The following is a 12,604-nucleotide window of genomic DNA, read 5'->3' on the forward strand; positions in this document are numbered from 1 at the left end:
CAAAGTTATCGCTTAATTACCGATAATATTTGACGCAATGCACATGGAAAGGGCATCATTTGATGCCCTTTTTGTACGCTGTTTTATAGAACCTGACTCATCAGTGATTTTGCATCATAATCATTGCTGAGACAGGCTCTGTTATGCGGCGCTGGATACCGAGTTACGCCCCAAAAGCTCATTCGGTTTGGATGCCTCGCGATGCGGGGCAGAATAGTTTCTGAATTATTGTGGCAGGTTGGTTTATGAGTGCGAATACCGAAGCTCAAGGGAGCGGGCGCGGCCTCGAAGCGCTGAAATGGGTAGTGGTAGTCTTATTACTGCTTGCGGCGATCGTAGGTAACTACCTCTATCGTGATGTGACGTTACCTCTGCGTGCGTTGGCTGTTGTTATTTTGATTGCAGCAGCAGGCGGCATTGCGCTTTTAACGACCAAAGGCAAAGCGACCGTAGCCTTTGCACGTGAAGCAAGAACCGAAATGCGCAAGGTTATCTGGCCAACCCGCCAGGAGACACTGCATACCACGTTAATCGTTGCCGCGGTCACTGCCGTGATGTCACTGATTTTGTGGGGGCTGGATGGCATTCTGGTCCGTCTGGTATCGTTTATCACTGGCCTGAGGTTCTGAGATGTCTGAAGCTCCAAAAAAACGCTGGTACGTCGTGCAGGCGTTTTCCGGTTTTGAAGGCCGCGTAGCACAGTCGCTGCGTGAGCACATCAAATTGCACAACATGGAAGAGCTGTTTGGCGACGTCATGGTGCCGACTGAAGAAGTGGTCGAGATCCGTGGTGGTCAACGCCGTAAAAGCGAACGTAAATTCTTCCCAGGCTACGTTCTGGTTCAGATGGTAATGAATGATGCCAGCTGGCACCTCGTTCGCAGCGTGCCACGCGTAATGGGTTTCATCGGTGGTACTTCTGACCGCCCTGCGCCAATCAGCGATAAAGAAGTTGATGCGATCATGAACCGCCTGCAGCAGGTAGGTGACAAGCCACGTCCGAAAACGCTGTTCGAACCGGGCGAAATGGTACGCGTCAACGATGGTCCGTTTGCCGACTTTAACGGCGTGGTTGAAGATGTCGATTATGAGAAGAGTCGTCTGACTGTTTCGGTCTCCATCTTTGGACGTGCAACACCTGTCGAACTCGATTTCGGTCAGGTGGAGAAAGGCTAACCTTTCTTTCACTATTTGGCTGTTGCGGCAGGCGCGAAATTAAACTATAATTTCGCGCCTTTTGTTTTTATGCGCTGGCAACAGCGTGTAAATCGTTACCACGGGGAGCCTTTTAAAGGCGCTATAACCCAATTGAGGAATTATCATGGCTAAGAAAGTACAAGCCTACGTCAAGCTGCAGGTTGCAGCTGGTATGGCGAACCCAAGTCCACCAGTTGGTCCAGCTCTGGGTCAGCAGGGTGTTAACATCATGGAATTCTGTAAAGCGTTTAACGCCAAAACAGAATCACTGGAAAAAGGCCTGCCTACTCCAGTTGTTATCACCGTATACAGCGACCGTTCTTTCACCTTCATTACCAAAACGCCTCCGGCTGCCGTTCTGCTGAAAAAAGCAGCGGGCATCAAGTCTGGTTCTGGTAAGCCGAATAAAGATAAAGTCGGTAAAGTGACTCGTGCTCAGGTACGTGAAATCGCAGAAACTAAAGCTGCGGACATGACTGGTTCTGACGTTGAAGCGATGACTCGCTCAATCGAAGGTACTGCTCGTTCCATGGGCCTGGTAGTAGAGGACTAAGAAATGGCAAAGCTGACCAAGCGCATGAGCGTTATTCGCGACAAAGTTGACGCGACTAAGCAGTACGATATTGCTGAAGCAATCGCATTACTGAAAGAGCTGGCTACCGCTAAGTTCGTAGAAAGCGTAGACGTTGCTGTTAACCTCGGCATCGACGCTCGTAAATCTGACCAGAACGTGCGCGGCGCGACCGTTCTGCCACACGGTACAGGTCGTTCTGTACGTGTAGCCGTCTTCACCCAGGGCGCAAACGCTGAAGCTGCTAAAGCAGCTGGCGCTGAGCTGGTAGGTATGGAAGATCTGGCTGAGCAGATCAAGAAAGGCGAAATGAATTTTGACGTTGTTATTGCATCTCCAGATGCAATGCGCGTTGTTGGCCAGTTAGGTCAGGTTCTGGGTCCACGTGGCCTGATGCCAAACCCGAAAGTCGGTACTGTAACCCCGAACGTTGCTGAAGCGGTTAAGAACGCTAAAGCAGGTCAGGTTCGTTATCGTAACGATAAAAACGGCATCATCCACACTACCATCGGTAAAGTGGACTTCGATGCTGACAAACTGAAAGAAAACCTGGAATCTCTGCTGGTTGCGCTGAAAAAAGCAAAACCTGCTCAGGCGAAAGGCGTGTATATCAAGAAAGTCAGCATCTCTACCACCATGGGCGCCGGCGTTGCCGTTGACCAGGCTGGTCTGAGCGCAGCGGCAAACTAATTGCTGCTTGAAACGGGCGAAAAATTCACCTAGAATCTTACGCCCGTTGTTCTGCATTCATGCAGATGTCATCGTGAGTAAGTCAGATTGTGCGAACGCAGCGACTGAGTCAGTCGCCTGAAACACAGTAAAGTGTTCAGCAGGCCTTATAAAGGCTGTCAGTGCAAGGCAATCTGAGCCACGATGTACAGCCGAATTTTAGGTTGGAGCCAGGCCTTATCCTGGCCTCCGTCCAAGACCGCAGGAGCTGCACATTTTCGGATGTAATGCTTAATACCCTGCGTAGACGGTGACAGAACCAAAAGAATTTTTCTTTACTGGATTCTGCTCACCGTGTAATAGCGCTTATTTTCCTTCGGGCGAATAAGTGAAGTGAGTTCCGGGGAAATCCATCCCCGGTCAAATCCAGGAGCTAAAGCTAATGGCATTAAATCTTCAAGACAAACAAGCGATTGTTGCTGAAGTCAGCGAAGTAGCCAAAGGTGCGCTTTCAGCGGTTGTTGCGGATTCTCGTGGCGTTACCGTTGATAAAATGACCGAACTGCGTAAAGCAGGTCGTGAAGCTGGCGTTTACATGCGTGTTGTTCGTAACACCCTGCTGCGCCGCGTCGTTGAAGGTACTCAGTTCGAGTGCCTGAAAGACACGTTTGTTGGTCCGACCCTGATTGCATATTCTATGGAACACCCGGGCGCTGCTGCTCGTCTGTTCAAAGATTTCGCGAAAGCGAATGCAAAATTTGAGGTCAAAGCTGCAGCCTTTGAAGGTGAGCTGATCACGGCGGCCAATATTGACCGTCTGGCAACGCTGCCGACCTACGAAGAAGCACTGGCACGTCTGATGTCGACCATGAAAGAAGCCGCTGCCGGCAAACTGGTTCGCACTCTGGCTGCTGTTCGCGATGCAAAAGAAGCGGCTTAAGGCCTCTCTTTTCTTCGTACTTGCTAACGTATAAACTTTTTCTGATTCTTAGGAACAATTGTTATGTCTATCACTAAAGACCAAATTCTGGAAGCCGTTGCCGCTATGTCCGTAATGGAAGTAGTTGAGCTGGTTTCTGCTATGGAAGAAAAATTCGGCGTTTCTGCTGCTGCTGCTGTAGCTGTTGCTGCTGGCCCAGCTGAAGCTGTTGAAGAGAAAACTGAATTCGACGTTATTCTGAAAGCTGTTGGCGCGAACAAAGTTGCAGTAATCAAAGCTGTTCGTACCGCAACTGGTCTGGGCCTGAAAGAAGCCAAAGATCTGGTTGAAGCAACTGGCGTGATCAAAGAAGGCATCAGCAAAGATGACGCAGCTGCACTTGAAGCTGCTCTGAAAGAAGCTGGCGCTGAAGTTGAAGTTAAGTAAGACAGCCCTCGGGTTGCAGTCTGAGTAATATCAGACTGATGGCTGGTGACTTTTTGGTCACCAGCCTTTTTGCGCTCCAGGGCCTCAATGGGGTTTCGCACTGTTTGTCCATTGTTGCTCTTCAATATCTTTCTCTATCGACGACTTAATATACTGCTTTCCTGTGCGGGTTCCCTGCCCACGCTGAAGCAATGAAATGATTTAAGCGTGATAGAAAGAGGTATTGCACACACTGCCGGGCAGTGCGTGAATCAAACAAAATCGTGTTGCATGAACTGTCCTGTCAGGACGGACAGCGTGGGTCGACTTGTCAGCTAGCTGAGGAACCCTATGGTTTACTCCTATACCGAGAAAAAACGTATTCGTAAGGATTTTGGTAAACGTCCACAAGTTTTGGACATACCTTATCTCCTTTCTATCCAGCTTGATTCGTTTCAGAAGTTTATCGAGCAAGATCCAGAAGGTCAGTACGGACTGGAAGCTGCCTTCCGCTCTGTATTCCCTATCGCGAGCTACAGCGGCAACTCTGAGTTGCAGTATGTCAGCTATCGCTTAGGTGAACCTGTCTTTGACGTGAAAGAATGTCAGATTCGTGGCGTGACCTACTCGGCACCGCTGCGCGTCAAACTGCGTCTGGTGATCTATGAGCGCGAAGCGCCAGAAGGCACAGTAAAAGACATTAAAGAACAAGAAGTCTACATGGGTGAAATTCCACTCATGACAGACAACGGTACCTTTGTTATCAACGGTACTGAGCGTGTTATCGTTTCTCAGCTGCATCGTAGTCCTGGCGTATTCTTTGACAGCGATAAGGGTAAAACCCACTCATCGGGTAAAGTGCTGTATAACGCACGTATCATTCCTTACCGTGGTTCATGGCTGGACTTCGAGTTTGACCCGAAAGACAACCTTTTCGTCCGTATTGACCGTCGTCGTAAGCTGCCGGCCAGTATCATCCTGCGCGCACTGCATTACACCACTGCTGAAATCCTCGATATCTTCTTCGAGAAAGTGGTGTATGAAATCCGTGACAACAAGCTGCAGATGGAACTGGTGCCAGAGCGCCTGCGTGGTGAAACCGCGACCTTCGATATCGAATCGAACGGCACGGTCTACGTTGAGAAAGGGCGTCGCATCACTGCGCGTCACATTCGTCAGCTCGAAAAAGACGGTATCCAGCACATTGAAGTGCCTGTTGAATATATTGCAGGCAAAGTGGTCTCTAAAGATTATATCGATGAGAACACCGGTGAACTGATTATCGCAGCGAACATGGAGCTGTCGCTGGATCTGCTGGCCAAGCTGAGCCAGGCGGGTCACAAGCGTATCGAAACGCTGTTCACCAACGATCTGGATCACGGCCCTTATATCTCCGAGACCCTGCGCGTCGACCCAACCAACGATCGCCTGAGCGCGCTGGTTGAGATTTACCGCATGATGCGTCCTGGTGAGCCACCTACGCGTGAAGCAGCAGAGAACCTGTTCGAGAACCTGTTCTTCTCTGAAGATCGTTACGATCTTTCTGCTGTCGGCCGCATGAAGTTCAACCGTTCATTGCTGCGTGATGAAATCGAAGGTTCAGGTATCCTGAGCAAAGAAGATATCATCGAAGTGATGAAAAAGCTGATCGACATCCGTAACGGTAAAGGCGAAGTGGACGATATTGACCACCTCGGTAACCGTCGTATTCGTTCAGTGGGTGAAATGGCGGAAAACCAGTTCCGCGTCGGCCTGGTCCGTGTTGAGCGTGCAGTGAAAGAGCGTCTTTCTCTGGGCGACCTCGACACATTGATGCCTCAGGACATGATCAACGCCAAGCCTATTTCGGCGGCGGTGAAAGAGTTCTTTGGTTCAAGCCAGCTGTCCCAGTTTATGGATCAGAACAACCCGTTGTCAGAGATTACGCACAAGCGTCGTATCTCTGCTCTCGGCCCGGGTGGTTTAACCCGTGAGCGTGCCGGCTTCGAAGTGCGTGACGTACACCCAACGCACTACGGTCGTGTCTGCCCAATCGAAACCCCTGAAGGTCCGAACATCGGTCTGATCAACTCCTTGTCTGTATATGCGCAGACGAACGAGTACGGTTTCCTGGAAACCCCTTATCGTCGCGTGATCGACGGTGTGGTTTCTGATGAAATTCATTACCTGTCTGCCATCGAAGAAGGTAACTATGTCATCGCTCAGGCGAACACCAATCTGTCAGAAGAAGGTGCGTTCGTTGATGACCTGGTGACCTGCCGTAGCAAAGGTGAATCGAGCCTGTTCAGCCGCGATCAGGTTGACTACATGGACGTTTCGACCCAACAGGTCGTTTCCGTCGGTGCGTCACTGATCCCGTTCCTGGAACACGATGATGCTAACCGCGCCCTGATGGGTGCGAACATGCAACGTCAGGCCGTTCCTACACTGCGTGCCGATAAGCCGCTGGTAGGGACCGGTATGGAGCGCGCGGTTGCCGTTGACTCCGGTGTTACCGCTGTGGCGAAACGTGGCGGTACCGTTCAGTACGTTGATGCATCACGTATCGTTATCAAAGTTAACGAAGACGAAATGTATCCGGGCGAAGCGGGCATCGACATCTACAACCTGACCAAATACACCCGTTCTAACCAGAACACCTGTATCAACCAGATGCCATGTGTATCTCTGGGCGAGCCAGTTGAGCGTGGTGATGTGCTGGCTGATGGCCCGTCTACCGATCTCGGTGAACTGGCGCTGGGTCAGAACATGCGCGTCGCGTTCATGCCGTGGAACGGTTACAACTTCGAAGACTCCATCTTAGTCTCCGAGCGCGTGGTGCAGGAAGATCGCTTCACGACCATCCACATTCAGGAACTGGCCTGTGTGTCTCGCGACACCAAGCTGGGGCCAGAAGAGATTACCGCTGACATCCCGAACGTGGGTGAGGCTGCACTCTCTAAACTGGATGAATCCGGTATCGTTTACATCGGTGCGGAAGTGACCGGTGGTGACATTCTGGTTGGTAAAGTGACGCCAAAAGGCGAAACCCAGCTGACACCAGAAGAGAAACTGCTGCGTGCGATCTTCGGTGAGAAAGCGTCTGACGTGAAAGACTCTTCTCTGCGCGTGCCTAACGGTGTTTCGGGTACGGTTATCGACGTTCAGGTCTTCACCCGCGATGGCGTGGAAAAAGACAAACGTGCGCTGGAAATCGAAGAGATGCAGCTGAAGCAGGCGAAGAAAGACCTTTCTGAAGAGCTGCAGATTCTGGAAGCGGGCCTGTTCAGCCGTATCCAGTCTGTCCTGATTTCTGGTGGCGTCGAAGCAGACAAACTGGACAAGCTGCCGCGTGAGCGTTGGCTGGAACTGGGTCTGACTGACGAAGCCAAGCAAAACCAGCTGGAACAGCTGGCAGAGCAGTACGACGAACTGAAGCACGAGTTTGAGAAAAAACTCGAAGGCAAGCGTCGTAAAATCACACAAGGCGATGATCTGGCACCAGGCGTGCTGAAAATCGTTAAGGTTTATCTGGCCGTTAAACGTCAGATTCAGCCTGGTGATAAGATGGCAGGTCGTCACGGTAACAAAGGTGTTATCTCGAAGATCAACCCAATCGAAGACATGCCTTACGATGAGAACGGTACGCCGGTCGATATCGTACTGAACCCGCTGGGCGTACCTTCACGTATGAACATCGGTCAGATCCTTGAGACGCACTTAGGGATGGCAGCGAAAGGTATCGGCGAGAAAATTAACGCGATGCTGAAGAAGCAGGAAGAAGTCGCCAAACTGCGCGAATTCATCCAGCGTGCTTACGATCTGGGCACAGATGTGCGTCAGAAAGTTGACCTGAATACCTTTAGTGATGACGAAGTTCTGCGTCTGGCTGAAAACCTGAAAAAAGGTATGCCGATCGCCACGCCGGTGTTTGATGGTGCGAAAGAGAGCGAAATCAAAGAGCTGTTAGAGCTCGGCGGTCTGCCTTCTTCCGGTCAGATTACCCTGTTTGATGGTCGCACTGGTGAGCAGTTCGAACGTCAGGTAACCGTTGGTTATATGTACATGCTGAAACTCAACCACCTGGTTGATGACAAGATGCACGCACGTTCTACCGGTTCCTACAGCCTCGTTACTCAGCAGCCGCTGGGTGGTAAGGCACAGTTCGGTGGTCAGCGCTTCGGTGAGATGGAAGTATGGGCACTGGAAGCATACGGTGCGGCATATACCCTTCAGGAAATGCTTACCGTTAAGTCTGATGACGTTAACGGCCGTACCAAGATGTATAAGAACATCGTGGATGGCAACCATCAGATGGAACCTGGCATGCCAGAATCGTTCAACGTACTGTTGAAAGAGATTCGCTCGCTGGGTATCAACATCGAGCTGGAAGACGAGTAACCCTCAGTAGCAGGCTTCGGCCTGTAAGCGCAGGGTTAACGCGCTCGCATTTGTACTGGTTATGGGGCGTTCAATTTCGGTTGGACGCCCCTGAGTCTCACTCCGACGGGAGCTAATCCGTGAAAGACTTACTTAAGTTTCTGAAAGCGCAAACTAAGACCGAAGAGTTTGATGCGATCAAAATTGCGCTGGCTTCGCCAGACATGATCCGTTCATGGTCTTTTGGTGAAGTTAAAAAGCCGGAAACCATTAACTACCGTACCTTCAAGCCAGAGCGTGACGGTCTTTTCTGTGCCCGTATTTTTGGACCGGTAAAAGATTACGAATGCCTGTGCGGTAAGTACAAGCGTTTAAAACATCGTGGCGTAATCTGCGAGAAGTGTGGCGTAGAAGTTACACAGACCAAAGTACGTCGTGAGCGCATGGGCCACATTGAGCTGGCATCACCGACTGCGCACATTTGGTTCCTGAAATCACTGCCATCGCGTATCGGCTTGCTGCTGGATATGCCGCTGCGTGATATCGAGCGCGTGCTGTACTTCGAATCTTATGTTGTGATCGAAGGCGGCATGACTAACCTGGAAAAACGTCAGATTCTGACGGAAGAGCAGTACCTTGACGCGCTGGAAGAGTTCGGTGACGAATTCGACGCGAAGATGGGTGCAGAAGCTATCCAGGCGCTGCTGAAAAATATGGATCTGGAGCAAGAGTGCGAGCAGCTGCGTGAAGAGCTGAACGAAACCAACTCCGAGACCAAGCGTAAAAAACTGACCAAGCGTATCAAGCTGCTGGAAGCGTTCGTTCAGTCTGGTAATAAGCCAGAGTGGATGATCCTGACCGTTCTGCCGGTTCTGCCGCCTGATCTGCGTCCGCTGGTACCGCTGGATGGTGGTCGTTTCGCTACGTCGGATCTGAACGATCTGTATCGTCGCGTGATCAACCGTAACAACCGTCTGAAACGCCTGCTGGATCTGGCTGCGCCAGATATCATCGTACGTAACGAAAAACGTATGCTGCAGGAAGCGGTTGATGCCCTGCTGGATAACGGTCGTCGCGGTCGTGCGATCACCGGTTCTAACAAGCGTCCTCTGAAATCTTTGGCCGATATGATCAAAGGTAAGCAGGGTCGTTTCCGTCAGAACCTGCTCGGTAAGCGTGTCGACTACTCTGGTCGTTCTGTTATTACCGTTGGTCCATACCTGCGTCTGCATCAGTGCGGTCTGCCGAAGAAAATGGCACTGGAGCTGTTCAAACCGTTCATCTACGGCAAGCTGGAACTGCGTGGCCTGGCCACCACCATCAAAGCCGCGAAGAAGATGGTTGAGCGTGAAGAAGCTGTCGTTTGGGATATCCTGGACGAAGTCATCCGCGAACACCCGGTCCTGCTGAACCGTGCACCAACGCTGCACCGTTTAGGTATCCAGGCCTTTGAGCCGGTTCTGATCGAAGGTAAAGCCATCCAGCTTCACCCGCTGGTTTGTGCGGCCTATAACGCCGACTTCGATGGTGACCAGATGGCTGTTCACGTACCGCTGACGCTGGAAGCCCAGCTGGAAGCGCGTGCGCTGATGATGTCGACCAACAACATTCTGTCACCGGCGAACGGCGAGCCAATCATCGTTCCTTCACAGGACGTTGTACTGGGTCTGTACTACATGACCCGCGACAAAGTGAATGCCAAAGGTGAAGGCATGGTGCTGACCGGCCCGAAAGAAGCTGAGCGTGTTTATCGCGCTGGCCTGGCCGAGCTGCATGCGCGCGTTAAAGTGCGTATCACTGAGTACAGCAAAAACGAGCAGGATGAGTTCGTTGCGAAAACCAGCTTGATCGACACCACCATTGGTCGTTCGATTCTGTGGATGATCGTACCGAAAGGTCTGCCTTTCTCCATCGTCAACCAGGCGCTGGGTAAAAAGGCTATCTCTAAAATGCTGAACACCTGTTATCGCATTTTGGGCCTGAAGCCGACCGTTATCTTTGCTGACCAGACCATGTACACCGGTTTCGCCTACGCCGCCCGTTCAGGTGCGTCTGTTGGTATCGACGACATGGTTATCCCAGCCAAGAAAGTGGAAATCATCTCTGAAGCCGAAGCCGAAGTGGCCGAAATTCAGGAACAGTTCCAGTCTGGTCTGGTTACCGCCGGCGAACGTTACAACAAAGTCATCGATATCTGGGCTGCCGCGAACGAGCGCGTAGCGAAGGCGATGATGGAAAACCTCTCGACCGAGACCGTGATTAACCGTGACGGCGAAGAAGAGAAACAGGTTTCCTTTAACAGCATCTTTATGATGGCCGACTCCGGTGCGCGTGGTTCTGCTGCACAGATTCGTCAGCTGGCCGGTATGCGTGGTCTGATGGCTAAGCCAGATGGCTCCATCATTGAAACGCCTATCACCGCGAACTTCCGTGAAGGTCTGAACGTACTTCAGTACTTCATCTCGACGCACGGTGCACGTAAAGGTCTGGCAGATACCGCACTGAAAACCGCGAACTCCGGTTATCTGACGCGTCGTCTGGTTGACGTTGCGCAAGATCTGGTTGTCACCGAAGACGACTGTGGTACACACGAAGGCATCATGATGACGCCAGTCATCGAAGGTGGCGACGTGAAAGAGCCACTGCGTGAGCGCGTTCTGGGCCGTGTAACGGCAGAAGACGTTCTGAAGCCTGGCACGGCTGACATTCTGGTTCCACGTAACACACTGCTCGATGAGCACTGGTGTGACGTGCTGGAACTGAACTCAGTCGACAGCGTGAAGGTGCGTTCGGTTGTAGGTTGTGAAACCGACTTTGGTGTGTGTGCGCATTGCTATGGTCGCGACCTGGCACGTGGTCACATCATCAACAAAGGCGAAGCAATCGGTGTTATCGCAGCACAGTCAATCGGTGAGCCGGGTACACAGCTGACGATGCGTACGTTCCACATCGGTGGTGCGGCATCTCGTGCGGCAGCTGAATCCAGCATTCAGGTGAAGAACAAAGGTACCATCAAGCTGACCAATGCTAAGTCGGTAACGAACTCAGCAGGCAAGCTGGTGATCACCTCGCGTAACGTTGAACTGAAAATGATCGACGAATTTGGCCGTACGAAAGAGAGCTATAAAGTTCCTTACGGTGCGACCATGGCGAAAGGTGATGGTGAGCAGGTTGCTGCGGGTGAAACCGTTGCAAACTGGGATCCGCATACCATGCCAGTTATCACAGAAGTGGGCGGTTTCATTCGCTTCACCGACATGATCGACGGTCAGACCATTACGCGTCAGACTGATGACTTAACAGGTCTGTCATCGCTGGTGGTTCTGGACTCTGCAGAACGTACCTCAGGTGGTAAAGATCTGCGTCCGGCACTGAAAATCGTTGATGCCAACGGCAATGATGTTCTGATCCCAGGTACCGATATGCCTGCTCAGTACTTCCTGCCAGGTAAAGCGATTGTACAGCTGGAAGATGGCGTGAAGATCAGCTCGGGTGATACCCTGGCGCGTGTTCCGCAGGAATCTGGCGGTACCAAGGATATTACCGGTGGTCTGCCACGCGTTGCTGACCTGTTCGAAGCGCGTCGTCCGAAAGAGCCAGCAATCCTGGCGGAGATCAGCGGCATCATCTCCTTCGGTAAAGAAACCAAAGGTAAGCGTCGTCTGGTGATTACACCGCTGGATGGTAGCGATCCGTACGAAGAGATGATTCCGAAATGGCGTCAGCTGAACGTGTTCGAAGGTGAACGTGTTGAGCGCGGTGACGTGGTTTCCGATGGTCCAGAGTCACCACATGACATCCTGCGTTTACGTGGCGTGCATGCGGTTACCCGTTACATCACTAACGAAGTGCAGGAAGTTTACCGTCTGCAAGGCGTTAAGATTAACGATAAGCACATCGAAGTCATCGTTCGTCAGATGCTGCGTAAAGCTACTATCATGAGCGCGGGCAGCACCGAGTTCCTGGAAGGTGAGCAGGCTGAATTCTCTCGCATCAAGATCTCTAACCGTGAACTTGAAGCGAACGGAAAAGTTGGCGCAACCTTCGTACGTGACCTGCTGGGTATCACTAAAGCGTCACTGGCAACCGAATCGTTCATCTCTGCAGCATCGTTCCAGGAAACTACACGTGTCCTGACTGAAGCGGCAGTAGCAGGCAAGCGCGACGAACTGCGCGGTCTGAAAGAGAACGTGATCGTGGGTCGTTTGATCCCGGCCGGTACCGGTTACGCTTATCACCAGGATCGTATGCGTCGTCGTGCGGCAGGCGAAGTGCCAGCTGCACCGCAGGTGACTGCTGACGAAGCATCCGCAAGCCTGGCGGAGTTACTGAACGCTGGTCTTGGCGGTAACAACGACGAGTAATCGTCAAACGCCTGATAAAAAACCCTGCTCCGGCAGGGTTTTTTTTGCCTGCGAGATCAGGCTGTCTTATACAGGCGGCACCGGCATTCATAACGCGTG

General features: G+C 51.8%; 8 protein-coding genes. All 8 read left to right on the plus strand.

All coding sequences use genetic code 11. The features are described from left to right. Positions 1–245: 245 nt before the first annotated feature. Complete coding sequence (secE, locus tag RAC90_RS20775; protein WP_006121494.1) at positions 246–629, plus strand: preprotein translocase subunit SecE; 384 nt, start codon at positions 246–248, stop codon at positions 627–629. Between the two features lies 1 nt (position 630). Beyond that, positions 631–1,176, plus strand: coding sequence for a transcription termination/antitermination protein NusG (gene nusG / locus RAC90_RS20780; protein WP_003848088.1), 546 nt, complete (start codon positions 631–633; stop codon positions 1,174–1,176). A 145-nt stretch (positions 1,177–1,321) separates the two neighbouring features. Continuing rightward, positions 1,322–1,750, plus strand: a complete 429-nt coding sequence (rplK, locus tag RAC90_RS20785) for a 50S ribosomal protein L11 (RefSeq protein ID WP_006121495.1) — start codon at positions 1,322–1,324, stop codon at positions 1,748–1,750. 3 nt (positions 1,751–1,753) lie between these two features. Then, entirely contained in the window at positions 1,754–2,458 is a 705-nt protein-coding gene (gene rplA, locus RAC90_RS20790) for a 50S ribosomal protein L1 (protein WP_006121496.1), read from the plus strand. Positions 2,459–2,879: 421 nt separating this feature from the next. Then, positions 2,880–3,377: a 50S ribosomal protein L10 gene (gene rplJ / locus RAC90_RS20795; protein ID WP_003848098.1), complete on the plus strand. Its 498-nt coding sequence runs from the start codon at positions 2,880–2,882 to the stop codon at positions 3,375–3,377. A gap of 63 nt (positions 3,378–3,440) precedes the next feature. Next, entirely contained in the window at positions 3,441–3,803 is a 363-nt protein-coding gene (rplL, locus tag RAC90_RS20800; RefSeq protein ID WP_006121499.1) for a 50S ribosomal protein L7/L12, read from the plus strand. 330 nt (positions 3,804–4,133) lie between these two features. Continuing rightward, on the plus strand, positions 4,134–8,162 hold the full coding sequence (rpoB, locus tag RAC90_RS20805; RefSeq protein ID WP_033737970.1) for a DNA-directed RNA polymerase subunit beta: 4,029 nt from the start codon (positions 4,134–4,136) through the stop codon (positions 8,160–8,162). 119 nt (positions 8,163–8,281) lie between these two features. Continuing rightward, the gene (gene rpoC / locus RAC90_RS20810) at positions 8,282–12,505 is read left to right on the plus strand and encodes a DNA-directed RNA polymerase subunit beta' (RefSeq protein WP_033737967.1); all 4,224 of its coding nucleotides are present in this window, start codon (positions 8,282–8,284) and stop codon (positions 12,503–12,505) included. The last annotated feature ends 99 nt before the right edge of the window (positions 12,506–12,604 follow it).

Origin of the sequence: Pantoea sp. CS_6, from assembly GCF_041954745.1 — a bacterium.
GTDB classification, from domain to species: domain Bacteria; phylum Pseudomonadota; class Gammaproteobacteria; order Enterobacterales; family Enterobacteriaceae; genus Pantoea; species Pantoea stewartii.